We start from the raw sequence: 17,601 nt of genomic DNA on the forward strand, positions 1-17,601 counted from the left end.
CTGCAATGTGGTAGTAATAGTAATGGCTTAAACAATAACATGAGTTATAGTTAAAAATACCAATCATATGATTGGTATTTTTGTTTCTAAAGCCAAATAATTGAGCCTTTTATAAAGTCCGATTAACTAGCTGGGCAGAAATGTAACACTAAGCGGGCTTGTATCTTCATCCAGAGATTGTAGAGATAACTTTTCAAACAATGTATGAATAGCCATAAAACTCTCCACGAGTTTAGGATCAAAGTGCTTACCTTTACCTTCTAAAATTAGTGAAACCGCTTGTTGATGGGTAAAAGGCTTTTTATAACAGCGTGGTGAAGTGAGTGCATCGTAAACATCCACTAAGGCTACAATTCTTGCAGATAAAGGGATCTCAATCCCAGATAGACCTTTTGGGTAGCCACTGCCATCCCACTTTTCATGGTGACCACCGGCAATATCACGACCCATTTTAATATAGCCACACTCAGGAGCAAATTGAGTTATGCTTTCAAGCACTTGGGCTCCAATGACAGGATGCGCTTTAATATGTTCAAACTCATCAGCCGTTAACTTGCCTGGCTTTAATAAAATAGCATCGGCAATGCCAACTTTACCGATATCGTGCAGTACCGAGGATAAGGCTATCTCAGTAATAAACGCTTTAGTCAGCTCTTCTGGTGCATCATTATCTACATAACGTTGTTTGGCTAACATGGATGCATACTGTTGCATTCTCAGTAAATGAGCGCCAGTTTCATTGTCTCTATACTCTGCCAATTTAGCTAACCCAATGACGGTTGCTCGCCTTGATGTTGAAGTGTTTTCTAGTGAACTTGATAACTTACCTAACAAGTAAGCGGTTGAAATGGTAACAATGGCATTGGTCACAATAAAATTGACAACCACAACGGCCCAAATCACCCAATTATAGCCATCAATACTAGGCCATATATGTAAATCAAAATGATATGCAAAACCAAGAATGACCAGTGATACAGCATTGATTACCTGTGCAAGGTTACTGGCTTTTTTTCCCAACAAAATACATGTTAATGGTGGAAAAATGAATAACCAAAAAAAACCTGCACCACTTGGTCCTATCGCCACTAAAAAACCAAGCCCTATGCTAAAAGCTAATAAGCTGCCGATAGAAAACCGAGTCCTATCACTGAGGTTTTTATCGTAAATGATGAACAGTAAAATAGCGTAAACTATGGTATCGAACACAGCCATTGAAAGTAAGTCAGCTTGAATACAAAGATAAACACTAGTGAAATAGACTGGTACACAGGCAATAGCTAACAAGGTAAAAATACGATAAAAGATAACCCGGCGCCAAAATGTAAGCGAATCCCCTTCAGCCGTTTTTTCAATGAGTACGTTATCTGCTAGTGACATATTTCTTCCCTGAAGTAGCATGAGTATTTCTATTACCCCGCTTTCCTTCAAGTAATTATTGTCGAGTTTTTCAATAACGCAACAGACAGCATCTATCATCAGCACATCAATTACTTTGATGAGTAAATTATATTGTTATGAAATAAGGCAAAGGCTACAATCCTCTAATACAACATGGAATGATGAGTAATATTCAAAGGAATTGGAATGAGTCGTAGTACAAATAATGTCAGTTTTACCAGCATACTTTTAAGCACCTTATTACTTTCTTCACAAGTAAATGCAACTCCGGAAGAATTCAAACAAGCTTACGAAGCTTATAATGTCGCATTTAAAGCAGGGAATACCCAACAATCTGCTCACGCGGCCCAACAAGCTTATGACTTAGGTCAACATATCTACGGTGAAACCAGTATCGATACGACCAATCTAGGTTTTAATTTAGCCATAGCGCTTAGCAATAATAAGCAACATGAAGACGCTGCACCATATTATGAACAAACATTAGAGCAGTATAAAAAACATTACGGCGAAGATAGTGTCCAATTGGTTGATCCTCTCTTAACCTATGCTGATAAAACTAAGGATTTGAAACTTGCTAAAGGTTTACTTTCTAAAGCTCGAAAAATTGCTTCAGATAGCGAACAACCAATATTATATGCTCACACCCTTTCAGCATCTTATAGCAAGCTTGTACAAACGAAATATGATAAAAAGCAAGTACGTAAATATATACTGCAAGCGAAAGAAATATACACCGAACTCCTGCCAATGGACTCAACTGTTTTAGTTAACTCAAGATTTGAAAGTTCAGCGGTATATCTTGCTAATAAAAAATATGACCAAGCAGAAATAGAATTACTGGAAGTAATCAAACAATATCAAATGTTGGATTATTCTCACCCATATGAACTAGCAGCCCATGCGAGATTAGTAACACTTTATAGTCAAAAAAATAAAGCTGAACAAGCTACCGAACATTGCCTTGCCATAGGTAGCATGAAACCTTGGAGCCAAGAGCAACAACAAACTCCAATTTACCGTGTCAATCCAAACTACCCAATAAGTAAAGCAAGAAGTGGCGTTGAGGGAATGGTGGTACTAAGCTTTACTGTTAATGAGCAAGGCTTTGTATCTGAACCTGAAATAGTCAACTCAACAGGTGGTAAAGCATTTGAAGATGAAAGCATTAAAGTTCTTGAACAATGGCGCTATGCCCCTAAGTTTGAAGATGGCAAACCCGTTAAGGCTGAAACACGGGTTAGGCTCGATTTCACTTTAGGCTAACAACCCTGATAAATATCTGTTTCTAAAAGCCTTGATGATACGCTACTCAAGGTTTTTTTGTATCAATAGAATTAGCTAAGCCAACCACTGCTTATTACCAGAATAACAAAGTATTGTATCCGATCCTTTCCACCCTACCTCTTCTTTTACAGGTCAATTATCAACGACGCTAGGTTAAAAAGTTGACGAGCACGTCAACTTACGGCTAAGGTCTTAAACAGATAATTGTTGCAGTTCGGTTAATTCACATTTTATTTGCACTGTAACTTTACATTTTAAACCAATACCGACTGCTAAGGAGAACCGCTTGATGACACAATCTAAAACCAGTGCCAGCATTCTTGGCCTTTTATTATTCATCGGTATGGCAGTGCTCGGTGTATTACTAAAACAAGCCATAATTGAATACAAGCTACTAGATAGGAGCGTCACGGTTAAAGGTCTAGCAGAGAACGAATATTCTGCAGATATCGTCATTTGGCCGATACAATTTACCGCAGCCAGTAATCAGCTAGAAGATTTATATGTTGAAGTTGAAAAGCAGAACAAACTTATCAATGATTTTTTAATTTCACACTCAATCAAAACAGACGAAATTACAATATCGGCTCCCATGATTACCGACAAACTTGCTCAGCAGTATGGTGGCAATCAAGCAGTTGAGTTTCGCTATACCGCGTTACAAACAATGACTGTGTACTCTTCAGAGATTGACACCGTTCGACAAGTCATGCCAGAAATATCTCAGCTCGGTAAACAAGGGATTGTATTTTCGCAGAATAACTATGATGCGCAAATCGAGTACATTTTCACTCGATTGAATGATGTGAAACCACAAATGATTGAGCAATCAACCAACAATGCACGTTTAGTTGCTGAAAAATTTGCGACCGACTCACAAAGCCAACTTGGAAAAATCAAACGTGCATCTCAAGGGCAGTTCAGTATTACAAATAGAGACAAAAATAACCCTCACATAAAACGGGTTCGAGTTGTATCAACAATAGAATATTACTTAGCTGACTAATAAAAATAAAAAAGGAAGGCAGATAATGGATAATAACTATAAAAAAGAGCTGAATCGAAGGTATATAACTGGTTTACTCATGACCTTTGGCTTATTGGTCATTTTAACATTAATGGTATTTTCAAGCGGTTTAATTGCAGCTGAAACCACGGTAAATGAGTCAAAAACCAAAACATTGATATTAGTTAGACACGCTGAAAAATTATCAGGTAAAGATCCTCAGTTATCAAAAGCAGGTCAACAACGAGCCCAGCAATTGGCCCATTTACTATCCTCTGTTTCTTTATCCGCAATTTACAGCACAAATTACAAACGTACTCTGCTCACAGCAAAACCAACTGCTGATAGTCAAAAATTACCTATCACTTCTTATGATCCGAAAGAGCTTTCTTCGTTTTCACAGTTACTTACATCATCACATGATAATCATATTTTAATCGTCGGCCACAGTAACACCACGCCTGCGTTAGTCGATTTACTTGGAGGCGAATCAGGTAAAGATATTGATGAAGTGACAGAGTATGATCGTGTTTATATTCTTACTATTGAAAGTCAAGACAACACACATTCAACGAATGTGTCGACATTAGTTCTTCGCTACTAAATCTTTCAGCGACTCAAGATGACTCACTTTTTGCATCACTCTCGTTAAATATTGTTATTGTTAACAAACCTACCTATTTAAATCACTTATCCGTATAATCCTGCCTCCAACTAGATGTACTAAGCAATTAATTAGGTAGTTGTATGCCCTTTACCCAAAAAGAACAAAACGAAGAAACACCACAGTACTCCGCTGATATTTTAGCCAGAATCGAACAATCTGAAGCCAAAGTCATTAAAGCTATTTTCCCTTCAAATACCAATCATCATAATACGCTTTTTGGTGGCGATGCCCTTGCTTGGATGGACGAAACAGCGTTTATTGCTGCTACCCGATTTTGCCGTAAAGCATTAGTCACAGTGAGTTCTGACCGAATTGATTTCAAAAAAGCAATTCCTGCTGGGAGCCTTGCTGAGCTCGTAGCTCGAGTCATTCATGTTGGGAATACATCTTTAAAAGTGGAAGTAAATATCTACGTTGAGGATATGTATCAAGATCTTCGAGAGCACGCTATTAGAGGTGTATTCACATTCGTTGCGGTCGATAATGAACGTCACCCAATTCCAGTTTGGCCAGTCCAACACCCTGCTTAGTCATTTCATTATCCCATAGCAATCATTGGCGAATGTATTCATTTTTCCCAATGATTGCTTACACTGTTTATAATTTCGACTAATCAATTAGCTTAACTTTGACACTGCAACCACCTAAAAGTGGTAGCTTTTCTTACTCAAACACCCTGCTTATTAGACAAAGGTCTAAAGCCAGTTTTAAAATCATTGTTTTCGATATACTGTTTCACTTTATCGTGGATCGATTGCCCAATTATCTGTTACATTAAAATTACCTTCACGTGCAACCAAGACAACTAAAAAGCCATGAAGCTTCAAAACTTAAATATTATTATCGCCGATGACCATCCCTTATTTCGTAATGCCTTACGACAAGCATTAAATAATGCTTTTCAAGGTACTAATTGGTTTGAAGCTGACAGTGCCGATGCCTTACAGCAAGTGCTTGATGACAAAGCAGCAGATCTAGACTTAATCTTACTCGATTTGCAGATGCCTGGCTCACATGGCTACTCGACCCTTATCCATCTTCGAGGTCATTACCCTGATATCCCAGTTGTCGTCATTTCAGCCCATGAAGACGTGCAAACAATCAGCCGTGCTATTCATTATGGAAGCTCAGGGTTTATTCCCAAATCTGCATCTATGGATACACTAAAAGAAGCATTAGATGCTGTGTTATATGGTGATATTTGGCTACCTGAAGGCACGGAAATCCTTGAAGTTGATGACGATCCGACTAGCCAAATGGCAAGCAAGTTATCTGATTTAACGCCGCAGCAATACCGCGTATTACAAATGTTTGCTGAAGGTTTACTGAATAAACAAATTGCCTATGACTTTGGTGTATCTGAAGCCACGATTAAAGCCCATGCTACGGCCATTTTCCGTAAACTCGGTGTCAGAAATCGCACTCAAGCGGTAATAGCACTTCAACAATTAGAAATGGAAAAGGTAGATCTATCATAACCTCACTCTCTCAATTACCGTTTTCTCAAGCCTGTGAGAACAACAAGCATGCAATCATTAAAGAGTTACAACAGATTTTAGCCACTCGCCAACAGGTTTTAGAAATTGGCAGTGGCACTGGGCAACATTGCGTATTCTTTTCTTCTCAATTACCACACTTACAATGGCAAGCGAGCGATCAACCTAGCTACCTGGCTGATTTAAATCGCCGTATTACGCTCGAAGGGTCAGTTAATCTACTACCTGCAATCGCCCTCGATGTAATGCAACCGTGGCCTCAGGCGCTGAATGAAAATGAGATTGATGCAGTCTTTACGGCCAATACATTGCATATTATGAGCCAAGCTATGGTTAACGCCTTTTTTAACCAAATTGGGAAGCATATCTCACAAGATGCAGCGCTAATTATCTATGGTCCTTTTAATTATAAAGGCCGCTACACCAGTGACAGTAATGGGTCATTCGATCAATGGTTAAAAGAAAATAACCCTGAAAGTGGTATTCGCGATATAGAATGGATAGAAACCCTGGCCACTGAACAAGGGTTTAACCTTCAACATGACTTCGCTATGCCCGCAAATAATCGCTTACTGCATTTCAGCCGGTAAATTCAAAAGCAAGTAATTGAGTTACAAACTCAGTTGAAATGGATATTAGAGTTAAGTTAAACGCTAAAAACTTAATCCGTAAAAACAATTAGTGAAATGCTTTTTTTATCGTAAAAACTTTGTAAGCTAACCATTAGAATTTTGAAATTAAATGATCCTCACCAATACAAGGACAGCGCATTATGGGTTCGGTTACCACTAAAAAACACCCTAACGGTTTAGATTATGTCGAAATAAATACCGATTTGTGCCAAGCCAGCATTTTTCTTCAAGGCGCACAAATTGATTTCTTCAAGCCAAAAGACAAAGCACCTCTTCTTTGGGTATCTGGCGCTGATGATTATCAACCTGGTAATGGCATACGCGGCGGGATCCCTGTTTGCTGGCCTTGGTTTGGAGCAAGTGACATCCCCGGATTCCCTCAACATGGCTTTGCTAGAACCAGTCTTTGGTCTCTCGCCTCTGTAAAAATGCGTAATCAAGTTGTCAATTTAGTTTTTACCTTGGCCATCACAGAGGACAATAAACAATACTGGCCTCATGATACGGAAGTTAGCGTATTATTTACCTTAGGTGAAACCCTTTCAGTCAGCATTGTCAATAAAAATAACTGTGACTACGATGTTAATCTAACTCAAGCATTACACACTTATTTTCCTATCGGTGATATTCATCAGCTTAAAGCAACTGGTTTTACTGGGGCTAAATACATCGAATTTGCAAAAGGCCCTTACCTGCAAGAAGGCGATGAAGTTAACTTTACTCGTGAAACCGATCGTGTCTATACCGATTTAGCCCCTGTTCAACATTTACACACACCAGAAGGGACAATTGAAGTAGCAAGAGAGAACAGCCAGTCTGCAGTGCTATGGAACCCATGGATTGACAAGTCTCAGCGATTATCTCGCTTTAACGATGAAGATTACCTCACTATGGTGTGCCATGAAGCGGCTAACGTACTTGAAGACCAAGTCAGACTAGCACCGGGAGCAAGCCATACATTAACAACTCATATCCGCTGGGTTTAACATTACTATCAGTCTTCACGAAGCTACGTTTAGATTTTTGCTTAAAGCTTAAAACCAAGCTTTATTAGTCGCAAATACTTGGCCAACATAGATTTATGCGCTGTGATTGGCCATGTTTTCTTCTCACAAAAGACAACACGGTCAAATAGACAAGACACGAAAAATCAGATTAGCCTTTTTATGTTGTTGATGTATATGACTAACTACAGCCATCAATTTTTAGCTATGCTATTCTTTACCGCACTTCATAAATCAATACCTTAAGACAGAACTTTGACATGACAGTTCGAATTTTCACTGTTAAACGACTTCTCATTATGTGTCTCACATTGGCCACAATATTTGCTGTGTTCATCCAACAAAATTTTCGGACGATTGCACTGAATATCGTGAACTCGTTAGCAGAGCCATACAGTGTAAGAGTTTTGGATGCCAAGGTTAGTATTGATAGTGCTAATCAATGGCATTTCCCTTTCATATTAGTTCGTTATCAAGATAGTGAAATCGCCCTTCATGAAGTTAAAATCCAACTCAACAATGGGTATAATATCTTAAAAAATATGAAGTTATCACTAGAAGATATTAGTGATTTCAGTGTGAATAAAATTGATGTTAACTTGGGAGATAGTTTTTTTCAGCCCCAACAGCAAACAGATAACGCTGGGAGTATAGGATTAAGTTTATCGCACATTCCCGAAATAAAATTAGCAGCAATAAATATCTATTTACCATTTCAAAATAATGATCGTGCAATTATTCAAGCTAAGCACCTGAATTTGCTGACACCTAAACTCAGTCATGCACAACCAAGTCGTTCTATACGTAAAACGTTAAGCGGTGAATTTTTAGTCATGCAACAAGCTGTTGCAAACCTATCTCTAACACTCGATTCCACTCAATGGCAGCTTACTCACTACACAGAACTTAACTCACTCCGTGAAGGGTTGGAACAACTGAGCCTCACCCTAAACGAATATGCCTTACATACTCAGAAAGACGGTATACAGGATAAGGAACGAGCCAGTTCTTCTTTAGAACAATCCTCTTTTTTATCAACATTAGACTCAATACAAAGTGCCATAAGCACGCATATGCTGACAATTAAAGGGCTTTGGAATAGCACAACTTCAATAGATTTAATCACTGGGGCAATCCAAAGCAAGCAAACAATTAATGAGTTAACTATCAGCTCATCAGCAGTTAAAAACGTTGCTTTTAATCCTGCATCGCCAATTCAGCTAGAAATAAACTACAAGCCTGAAGAAGATACGGTTTCGCCAAACCTAAACGTTAAACTTGCCCCAATAAGCTGGCAACAAAGTACAGACAAACGCCAGTTGGAACAATTGATCCAACTACTGCAGCCTTCAATAGTGTTGCCAACAGAGAAACATGAATTAATAAAACAGCTTGAGCACCCTATTCTTTGGCAACTCGCTCTTACCAAACCTCTGACTATACAAACAAGATTGGATGAACAAGCAGCTATTACAGCGAATTATGATGCCGCTATCAACATTTCTCATCCTGTTTTGTCAGCTGATATCACTCTAAAAAATAATCATATCGTAAAAGATAATTCAGATATCAGCTTTGACACAGAAGTATTAAGCCACCTTAAGCAGAAACAACACATCAACCTAACCGCTATGGATTTTATCCCCCATGAGATCAGTTTCGAAAATAGTGAACTAACAACAGATATTTCAATCAAGGCAACAAATAATACTGCCGACATGGTTATTAATAGCGCGTCAATATATTCAGATAAACTCGATGCCACCATTAATCATAAAAACCTAAATACAGAAAATGTATATTGGAAGCTAACAGAGCCGTCAAGTCTTACAGTATCTCAAACGCCTTCTTTAACATCTTCTAATGCTGCTTTGCAGCCATCTAACCTTAATCCCTCGAACTCACCTGTACCATTGCGTTCAGTAATTAAGTTTAACGTAAATGGTTTTGCATTAGGCTTCGATTCCTTTTCATTTACTCAGCCAACACCCTTAGCATTTAATAAGCCAAGTTATGAGGCTCAATTAGGCAAGTTTCGAATTGAAGCTAAACAAAACATTGAATTAACATTGAACGAAACCACGCCTAGCATTGACCTACTATCGCAAGCCTTATCCCAAACCAATCAGTCAACTCTTAGTTGGCAACTGAATAATATTAAGCTTGATAAGCTTATCCCGAGTAAGTCGAGAACACGCCGTTATAAGGCATTAAGATTCGATCAAATAAATTTAGATCAAACACTATCATTAAAACAACAATTACTGACGGGAACTGAGCAATGGCAACTTGACGCCCTTTCGCTATCTAGCTATCACTTATTAAAATTGCCCCAGCAGCACCAGCCTGCCTCACTCGCCGGACAATGGTCATTTGACACTGAACTGGCAGATATTCTTTCGACATTTGAACATACCCAGATGCTGCCTGATAACATGAAAATAGATGGCCGCAGTAAATTAAACGCTGGCTTTGCATTAATCGAGGCCCAAGGTGTGTCACTTTTTGAAATGAAGTTCGAGCAACAGCTGACCAATATCGACGCAAAATACCACGAAAATGTGATGTATGATGCTACAGCTCAAGCTAATTGCCAGTTTAATTGGCAACAAGCACATAGCACACCTGAACGACCCGAAACATTCAGCCAAAGTCGATTGCTATGCCAACAAGCACAAATAGATATTCCCGAGGCATACGCAGGGATAAACCTAGACAACATTAACTTATCAGCCAATTTATCCTTAGGTAAAAACGAACAAGTACCTGCCAAAAATTGGTTACAAGAAATCAGCGGCCTTAGTGATACTGACGTCAATTTGACTGCCAGCGGCGACTTACTTGATGGGGAGTTTCTAATTCCTGAGTTTTATTTAAGGTTACACGATATCTCAGAGGGCTACTTTGTCCTTAATGGGATCAGTCTAGAAGCCTTATTAGCAGCGCAGCCCCAAGTCGGTGTTTATGCAAATGGGATTTTTGATGGTGTACTTCCCGCCACGTTAGTGGATGGCAAAGTCACCATAGCGGGCGGTCATCTTGCCGCGAGAAAACCTGGCGGGTTAATTCAAGTATCTAATAACCCAGCACTTGAACAAATAAGGGCTTCACAACCCCATCTTGATTTTGTGGTGCAAGCTCTAGAACATCTCGAATATAGCCAACTAAGCAGTACATTCGATATGAAAGATAACGGTGATGCGAGTTTGAAAGTGCAAGTAAAAGGTAAAAGCCAAGACATTGAAAGGCCAATACATTTGAACTATTCTCATGAAGAGAATTTATTTCAACTGTATAAAAGTACCCAGATTGGCAATCAACTGCAAAATGACATCGAACGTTCCGTGAAGTAAAAGGACCACTCAGTGAAAACACCTTACGTTGTTAATATTATTTTTATCAGTTTCTGTTGCTTAGCTGCTGTGGCATGCTCGCCTACGGTAAAAATAGCGCCACCAGATAAACCCATCGAAATTAATCTAAACGTGAAAATCGAGCACGAAATTATTATCAAAATAGATAAAGAGCTCGATGTATTGCTCGAAGATGACAAATTATTTTAGTTATAGGGAGCAATACCAATGAAAGTTCAATTAATTGCTTTACTAACCGGACTATTGTTTTCAAGTTCTGCACTTGCATTGACCTTACAGCAGGCTAAGAGTCAGGGCTTACTTGGCGAACAAACTAACGGATACTTAGGGTTAGTCGTCAACAATGAGCAAGCCAAAAAAGTCATGAATGATGTCAATGCAAAACGGAAACTACACTACCAAAAAATAGCTAAAAAGAATAAGTTATCGACTGATGATGTAGCCATGCTCGCAGCAAAAAAAGCCATAGCAGCTGCCAAAAAGGATCATTATATTCAAACGGTTTCTGGTAAGTGGCAACAAAAATAATGGCAGTTAACTCATCTTTGCTTGGTTACTGATCAAGCAAAGATTTCAGCAATAGACCTATTTAGTCTTTAATTAACGTTCTTGCTAGCCCTTAACCCACCATAAGCGCAACCTGTCATTTCCTCTCTGGTATTTTACAAAGTAAAGCTTAAACCATACATTTTTTAATGGTATTTTTTCTAGTTCAAAAGTGTTACATTTGTAACATGTCAATTTTTTGTCTGGTGCCAAATAACCACACATCCAACCGCTAAAATTATATGAATAAGACACTCACTATAATAATTACAATTTGTCTTTTCGTGGCAACCCCACTGCAAGCAAAACCCGTAGTAAACGTCGGGGGCTATTTGTTTGCTCCTTATGTTGATGTATCCGAAGACGGCTTATTTCAAGGTTTTACTATTGATCTCATTGCTGCCTTTAATCAACTACAAACTGAAGTTGAGTTTCAATTTGTTAATACAAGTATTGAGAATCGCTACCAAGCCTATGATATAAGACGGTTTGATATGATGTTTTTTGAAAGTCCTATTTGGGGCTGGAAAAGCTTCACAGCCGAATTTATTCCTCTAGACATTGTTGATGGCGAAGTGTTTATAACACTTAGAGATGGGGTGAAAGATCAGCAGTACTTTGATAGTTTTGGAAATAAATCACTCAGTTTAGTCAGCGGTTATCATTATCAGTTTGCCCAGTGGAATAACAATGAACAAGATCTAATGAGCGATTTTGATATTCAATTTGTTCATACTAACCGAGCATCAATTGAAAGCGTATTAAAAGGCAGAGCTGACATTGCCCCTGTCACCTTATCTTACCTGCAGCATTACATTAAAATGTATCCAAAAATCAGAGATAACCTGCTAATTTCAGAGAAATTAGATCAAACATATTCTCATAGTATTTTGTTAAACCCCAAGGCTGTAATTTCTAAAACGAAATTGCAAAAATGGTTATCTGATTTACAGGAATCAGGTCGACTCAATCGAATAGCAAAAAAATATGATTTAGCGATAAAACCCAGATAAAAAAATAACCCCATTAAATGTTCAATTAATGGGGTTAATGATTAAAAAAACCAAACGTATTTCGTTCGGCTTTATATTTGATATTACATAGTAACCATAGCCCAATACTCTAGGCGTGATTGCGGGTCTAAGACGACTTTTTTACATAGCTCTTTATATTTTCCCATTAAAGGGCCTAAACCACTTGAGCCACCTAAACTTGCAATCTGTTGCTCTTTGGCTTCAGCAACTGCGGTTGTCACAGCATCTGCAGCCATATATTGACCAGCTAATTTTTCAGCTTCTTCACCTGAGGTTTTTAATCGAGAACCCACAGCTTGCATTTGCGGCGCATCCATTCCCATGATCACCCCAGAGGCAATTTCATAATAAGCTGCACATTGAACTAACTCATTACTAAACGCCGCTTCAGCCTTATCTTGCGCACTTGCCTGAAAACTTGCTGTCATCAACACAGCGGCAGATAACATATATCCTTTTTTGCCCATGAAATTTCCTTTACATATTTTATTTCTACAAGACAATCATTACGTTAGATTCACAAGGCTAACGATATTTAATTACTTGTTTTAGTTAGTAGTTTATTTCTGTATTAAGCATCGCATTAGCATATTGCTGACGATAATAATCTAAACGGTGCTTTAAATGCTTTTGAACCGTTGTCCACTCAGTATCAATAATGGAATACACAACCGTATCTCTTACTGTGCCATCTTTAAGAATTTTATGGTTTCTCAGCACACCGTCTTGTTTAGCACCTAAGCGCATAATGGCTTGTCTTGATGCTTGGTTATGCCAGTGTGTTCTAAACTCCACTGCCATGACATCTAACGTATTAAAAGCATAATCCAATAACAATAACTTGCTTTCGGTATTAGCTGACGTTCGTTGGGCACGTTTAGCATACCAAGTGTAGCCAATCTCTAGACGACGATTAGGCTGATCCCAATGACAAATTCGAGTACAGCCAATAATTTCACCTGAAGTTTTATCCCTGACCACAAACGCTAATGACTCACCTTGTTTTTCTTGTTGTAGCGCTTTCTCTACATAAGCTTTCATTTCATCTGGGTGTGGAACCGAGGTAAACCATAACTCCCAAAGGTTGCCATCTGCACTTGCTAAACTAAGAGCAGCAACATGATCGATACTTAGCGGTTCTAAAATGACATGGTCGCCGGTTAGCACACTATGACTGTCTATGTTTGCCATTCTTACTCCCTTACCAAATAGTTAACTTAGTCACACAATGACAGAATACATGATCTGAATCAGAAAAAAATCATCTTTATCAGTAGAGAAACATAATTATTGTTTTCGATTAGTGTGTTAGCGACCTAAAAGGACAAGATTTACTAAGTTGAAACGTAAAAAGGCCAATAAATCAATATTGGCCTTTGAGTAACCTAATGGACGCCTCAATTACGGCATAGTCGTTAACGACTTTAATACCAATGCTTTTAGATACTTATTGCGAAAAAGATAGTTGATAAACACTCGTCGTTCCGCTTACTTCATTGCCAACTATCAATAATGGCAAACCATTTGGACTGTTTTCTGGGCTAACAAATTTCATTCCTTCAGGACCAAGATCGCCTGCTAATTCTGGTTGACCAGAAATGTCGCTGCCGTCTATTTCAAATTCAATGTCAAAATCACGATTAACAACATAATCGACAAATCGAACATCAAAAGGGTTACTGATATCGTAAATCATAAAACCAGACGTACGCTCAAGGCCGATAAATGCATATTGTTTACCTGCAATTTGACCAATAGCTAATGCTTCTGGCTCAGGTCCTTTATCATCGCTTCGGCTGTCACCTTTACTTTCTTCATTATGATTATTGAAGTTGTCAGCTAAAATTGCAGCGGTAATACGCTCAAATTGACTACCACTATCAAAGACTAATTGACCATCATGAGTCCAAATAGAAAATGAACGAGCACCATAAGAAACGATTCTATCCATATCTCCATCGCCATCATCATCCCCCATTGTCGTTGTCACCTTTAGTCGGCCCAATTGCGTTTTATCTTGAGCTGCAGCGACTTGAGGATGATTAGCATCTAAGAGTAAATCTTCCGCTCGTGCCTCTTCAGAAAAGCCATCATAATCACGGGCATCTCCTTCATTAGCACTGACCACAAATGTTTGTTCATTCCATTGATAAGAAGCGATCGTATCTGGTTGATACATACCATAAACACCTTCATAAGCTTGGATATTGATAGCATCATCTTTATCACTTGCATCAATTTCATTTCCTACATCACCATAATGCTTAAGACCTAGGGCATTAATCTGCTCAACAGTATTATCAGTCAAATTAATCACCGCAATGGCATTATTTTCCTGCAAGCTAACATAGGCATATTTATTATCTAATGAAACAGCAATATATTCAGGCTCAAGATCTTGTGATACCGAAGCGCCGGGACCATTTAACTTAATCAAGTCGCTCATTTCATCATGGCGCGTACCACCAGCATCAAAGTCATTAAAATCAATGATTGTCGAAATATCAGCAGGACTATTATCAGCTATTGTAATCACGGCAACTGAACCTTGTGGATCAACACTATAATCACTATTGGGCTCACCTTCGTTCGCTACGATGACGAGAGCGCCGTCATGACTAAATACAAGGTTGTCTGGCAAAGCACCAACGGTAACCGCTTTAATATAACTTGCTTCACCTGTTGCTGATAATCGATAAAAGGCTATAACGCCATTGCCTTGAGTCGCATTCCCTAACTCATCGGCCCTTTCAACTGCAACAGCTAACAAGTCGTCATATATACTGATGCTATTTACATTACCTAAGCCTGTTATTTCGGCATCGGTAGCCACATCTAAACTAAACACCTTAGTTAGATTATCTAAATTAGTCGCTGCTATATCATCAGCTGTCATTACAGTGTTATCACCTTCTGTAGATAGCACTGAAATATCTAACGCATCAACCAGGCCGCTATGTGCATTAACCACAAAAACAAGTCTACTTTGTGTATGGTAATCGACAATTTCAGCAGCACTTTGTCCAAAAATACCAGACTGATAACGTCCAACTAACTCTGCTGATAATGCACCTTGTTGCTCATGACACATGATTTGAGTTTGTGAAGAATCAATTTCGTCAATGTCCAGTATTCCATTACCGTTGACATCCAAGCCAGTCTCAATTTGTTGTCCGCCAAAAGGACATTGTGCATGTCCAGTCAGTAGCTCACTTGCTAGTAATAATGAACTTTGACCATTGATTCCATTACTGCCGTCCTGTCCATTACTGCCATCATCGCCATCACACCCTGATAAAGTCATTACAGACATCATTGCGACTAAAGGTAAAACTGCTGTTTTCATGTTTGTTCCTGTTGCGTACTTGTTATAAAAATTTCAAGTAAGCTACGCAAACTCAATGACAATCAAACGACGAGACTGTTAAGGTATTGTGACAAAAAACTTGGGTTAACCAGTAAATAAATTGATACAAGTTCATAAAAATTATTTCGCTCTATTAGCAAGTTCTCATGATAAAATTTAAACACTTAATTCTTCATCTACTTCATATTTCCCTATTCTTTCAATAAACTGAGGTTAGAGTGAGCCAGTCTTTAAACACGCATCACAATACTACTCCGCCAAATGTGCCGAATTTAGCAATGCTAATTCCAATGCTTGCTGCCATTGTGGCCATTACGCCACTCGCTATCGACATGTATCTACCTGCCATGTCGAATATCGCTCAAACGTACTCAACGCACGTTACCACTGTGCAGCAGTCATTGAGTATCTATCTTGCTGGGTATGCATTAGGCATGCTTACATTCGGCCCGCTTGCTGATCGTTTTGGCCGCAGACCACTAGTCATTTTTGGTCTCAGCGGATTTACCGTTATCAGCTTCTTTATTTCAATATGTAGCTCAATCGAAGTGTTTTTAGCATTGCGTTTTGTGCAAGCATTTATTGGCGCAGCTGCCACAGTGGTGGTTCCGGGTTATATCAAAGAGGTATATGGTGATAACACCGCTAAAGGGATGTCATACGTCAGCTTAATCATGATGCTCGCACCATTATTAGCTCCCTCTTTAGGTAGCTTGATACTGGAGCTGGGTGAATGGCCGTTAATTTTTCTCAGTCAAAGTTGCTATGCAATTGCCTTGCTACTGATTGTCTTGTTCAAGCTAAAAATGCCCAGTGATAAAGCGGCTGATACACGAAGTAAGCAATCTTTCTTTGCTGCCTATAAAACCGTATTAACTCGCCAAGGCGTCAAAGTAAACATCACATGTGGTGTATTAACCTCATTTGCGTTTTTTTGTTATTTAACAGCTTCACCATTTATTTATATGGAAGTATTCGGACTCGATAAAACCTTATTTGCTGTTTTATTTAGTACCAACGTCGGTGCACTCATGCTGGCAAATATAATCAATTCTAGAATCGTAACTCGATATGGTTCAAGCCGTATGTTATTTGTGGCAACAGTTTTTGGCTCATTAGCTGCCACAGGATTATTAATCGTCAATATTGTCGATTTAAGTTATCACTACACTGTTGCAATGCTGATCCCTTTAATGGGCTGTTTAGGTATCATGTCTGTCAATGCTGATGCCATTGTATTGATGAAGTTTAAAAAAGAAACGGGTACCGCCACTGCGGTTATTGGAACATTACGTTTTGGGTTTGGCTCTTTAGCTGGTCCTTTACTTGCGTTCTTTTATACTGGCACCGCTGTTCCATTCTCTGCATTGATGCTGATTTCAGTGGTGATGGTCATGGCCTGTTTGCTATATCAACGCACGCAACCTTATAACCCATAAGCGACTTACGAAAACGACAGTTAATAAGCTAACGACCAAGAATAAAACGTTAGCTCATACTGAGACTCGCTAAACAATCATACGCTTCAATTAACTTCCTCTAGTTTCATTGGAACTGTAGAGGAAGTCATTTCCCTAATTGGCCTTACAAAACCATCATGTTTTACCCCGTCATTTGCCTGTCATCTGCCATGTATTCGTCATTCAAATCGAGCCTAAAGCACTAAAATATCGAGATTTGTCTTGAAGTAAAAAAAAATATCATATCTTTAGCTAATTCACAGAACTCTACTAGACTGACTATTGATATGTTAATGAATGAACAAGAAACGGCAGTGAATTGCACAC

At 38.7% G+C, this 17,601-nt stretch carries 16 protein-coding genes; 12 read left to right on the forward strand and 4 right to left on the reverse strand.

The window, feature by feature from the left end:
• Positions 1-126: 126 nt before the first annotated feature.
• The gene (locus AN944_RS03730; protein WP_055023253.1) at positions 127-1,380 is read right to left on the reverse strand and encodes an HD-GYP domain-containing protein; all 1,254 of its coding nucleotides are present in this window, start codon (positions 1,378-1,380) and stop codon (positions 127-129) included.
• Between the two features lie 207 nt (positions 1,381-1,587).
• Here AN944_RS03730 and AN944_RS03735 point away from each other — a divergent pair, with 207 nt between their 5' ends.
• The 11 genes from AN944_RS03735 to AN944_RS03785 all read left to right on the forward strand — a co-directional run bounded on the left by AN944_RS03735 (position 1,588) and on the right by AN944_RS03785 (position 12,426).
• Complete coding sequence (locus AN944_RS03735; RefSeq protein WP_055023254.1) at positions 1,588-2,667, forward strand: TonB family protein; 1,080 nt, start codon at positions 1,588-1,590, stop codon at positions 2,665-2,667.
• 310 nt (positions 2,668-2,977) lie between these two features.
• Positions 2,978-3,694, forward strand: a complete 717-nt coding sequence (locus tag AN944_RS03740) for an SIMPL domain-containing protein (protein ID WP_408005074.1) — start codon at positions 2,978-2,980, stop codon at positions 3,692-3,694.
• Positions 3,695-3,719: 25 nt separating this feature from the next.
• Entirely contained in the window at positions 3,720-4,298 is a 579-nt protein-coding gene (locus AN944_RS03745) for a phosphoglycerate mutase family protein (protein ID WP_055023256.1), read from the forward strand.
• Positions 4,299-4,441: 143 nt separating this feature from the next.
• On the forward strand, positions 4,442-4,891 hold the full coding sequence (locus tag AN944_RS03750) for an acyl-CoA thioesterase (RefSeq protein WP_055023257.1): 450 nt from the start codon (positions 4,442-4,444) through the stop codon (positions 4,889-4,891).
• A gap of 285 nt (positions 4,892-5,176) precedes the next feature.
• Complete coding sequence (locus AN944_RS03755; protein WP_055023258.1) at positions 5,177-5,839, forward strand: response regulator transcription factor; 663 nt, start codon at positions 5,177-5,179, stop codon at positions 5,837-5,839.
• A complete protein-coding gene (locus AN944_RS03760) occupies positions 5,836-6,447 on the forward strand; it encodes a DUF938 domain-containing protein (RefSeq protein ID WP_327271831.1) in 612 nt (203 codons plus the stop codon). The genes AN944_RS03755 and AN944_RS03760 overlap by 4 nt, the downstream gene beginning before the upstream one ends.
• Before the next feature lie 182 nt (positions 6,448-6,629).
• Positions 6,630-7,475: a D-hexose-6-phosphate mutarotase gene (locus AN944_RS03765; protein ID WP_055023260.1), complete on the forward strand. Its 846-nt coding sequence runs from the start codon at positions 6,630-6,632 to the stop codon at positions 7,473-7,475.
• Between the two features lie 278 nt (positions 7,476-7,753).
• Complete coding sequence (locus AN944_RS03770) at positions 7,754-10,846, forward strand: YdbH domain-containing protein (protein ID WP_082419879.1); 3,093 nt, start codon at positions 7,754-7,756, stop codon at positions 10,844-10,846.
• Between the two features lie 36 nt (positions 10,847-10,882).
• Positions 10,883-11,056, forward strand: coding sequence for a YnbE family lipoprotein (locus AN944_RS03775; RefSeq protein ID WP_235530847.1), 174 nt, complete (start codon positions 10,883-10,885; stop codon positions 11,054-11,056).
• Positions 11,057-11,074: 18 nt separating this feature from the next.
• Positions 11,075-11,395 (forward strand): YdbL family protein, encoded by a 321-nt coding sequence (locus AN944_RS03780; RefSeq protein ID WP_055023263.1) that lies wholly within the window; start codon positions 11,075-11,077, stop codon positions 11,393-11,395.
• 260 nt (positions 11,396-11,655) lie between these two features.
• Positions 11,656-12,426: an ABC transporter substrate-binding protein gene (locus AN944_RS03785; protein ID WP_082419881.1), complete on the forward strand. Its 771-nt coding sequence runs from the start codon at positions 11,656-11,658 to the stop codon at positions 12,424-12,426.
• 83 nt (positions 12,427-12,509) lie between these two features.
• Here AN944_RS03785 and AN944_RS03790 read toward each other — a convergent pair whose 3' ends face one another.
• The 3 genes from AN944_RS03790 to AN944_RS03800 form a co-directional block, all read right to left on the reverse strand.
• Positions 12,510-12,914 carry a hypothetical protein gene (locus tag AN944_RS03790; RefSeq protein WP_055023265.1) on the reverse strand — a complete coding sequence of 135 codons (405 nt, stop codon included), beginning with the start codon at positions 12,912-12,914 and terminating at the stop codon, positions 12,510-12,512.
• 85 nt (positions 12,915-12,999) lie between these two features.
• Complete coding sequence (locus AN944_RS03795) at positions 13,000-13,638, reverse strand: GNAT family N-acetyltransferase (RefSeq protein ID WP_055023266.1); 639 nt, start codon at positions 13,636-13,638, stop codon at positions 13,000-13,002.
• A 256-nt stretch (positions 13,639-13,894) separates the two neighbouring features.
• A complete protein-coding gene (locus AN944_RS03800; protein WP_055023267.1) occupies positions 13,895-15,793 on the reverse strand; it encodes a choice-of-anchor I family protein in 1,899 nt (632 codons plus the stop codon).
• 299 nt (positions 15,794-16,092) lie between these two features.
• Between AN944_RS03800 and AN944_RS03805 the strand changes: the two genes are divergently transcribed.
• Entirely contained in the window at positions 16,093-17,253 is a 1,161-nt protein-coding gene (locus tag AN944_RS03805; protein ID WP_055023416.1) for a Bcr/CflA family efflux MFS transporter, read from the forward strand.
• Positions 17,254-17,601 lie beyond the last annotated feature (348 nt).

It is taken from the genome of Shewanella sp. P1-14-1 (genome assembly GCF_001401775.1).
GTDB classification, from domain to species: domain Bacteria; phylum Pseudomonadota; class Gammaproteobacteria; order Enterobacterales; family Shewanellaceae; genus Shewanella; species Shewanella japonica.

Coding starts and splice junctions, on each gene's coding strand:
- AN944_RS03730 (WP_055023253.1), bottom strand. CDS start 1,380: ATGTCACTAGCAGATAACGTACTCATTGAAAAAACGGCTGAAGGGGAT.
- AN944_RS03735 (WP_055023254.1), top strand. CDS start 1,588: ATGAGTCGTAGTACAAATAATGTCAGTTTTACCAGCATACTTTTAAGC.
- AN944_RS03740 (WP_408005074.1), top strand. CDS start 2,978: ATGACACAATCTAAAACCAGTGCCAGCATTCTTGGCCTTTTATTATTC.
- AN944_RS03745 (WP_055023256.1), top strand. CDS start 3,720: ATGGATAATAACTATAAAAAAGAGCTGAATCGAAGGTATATAACTGGT.
- AN944_RS03750 (WP_055023257.1), top strand. CDS start 4,442: ATGCCCTTTACCCAAAAAGAACAAAACGAAGAAACACCACAGTACTCC.
- AN944_RS03755 (WP_055023258.1), top strand. CDS start 5,177: ATGAAGCTTCAAAACTTAAATATTATTATCGCCGATGACCATCCCTTA.
- AN944_RS03765 (WP_055023260.1), top strand. CDS start 6,630: ATGGGTTCGGTTACCACTAAAAAACACCCTAACGGTTTAGATTATGTC.
- AN944_RS03770 (WP_082419879.1), top strand. CDS start 7,754: ATGACAGTTCGAATTTTCACTGTTAAACGACTTCTCATTATGTGTCTC.
- AN944_RS03780 (WP_055023263.1), top strand. CDS start 11,075: ATGAAAGTTCAATTAATTGCTTTACTAACCGGACTATTGTTTTCAAGT.
- AN944_RS03785 (WP_082419881.1), top strand. CDS start 11,656: ATGAATAAGACACTCACTATAATAATTACAATTTGTCTTTTCGTGGCA.
- AN944_RS03790 (WP_055023265.1), bottom strand. CDS start 12,914: ATGGGCAAAAAAGGATATATGTTATCTGCCGCTGTGTTGATGACAGCA.
- AN944_RS03795 (WP_055023266.1), bottom strand. CDS start 13,638: ATGGCAAACATAGACAGTCATAGTGTGCTAACCGGCGACCATGTCATT.
- AN944_RS03800 (WP_055023267.1), bottom strand. CDS start 15,793: ATGAAAACAGCAGTTTTACCTTTAGTCGCAATGATGTCTGTAATGACT.
- AN944_RS03805 (WP_055023416.1), top strand. CDS start 16,093: ATGCTAATTCCAATGCTTGCTGCCATTGTGGCCATTACGCCACTCGCT.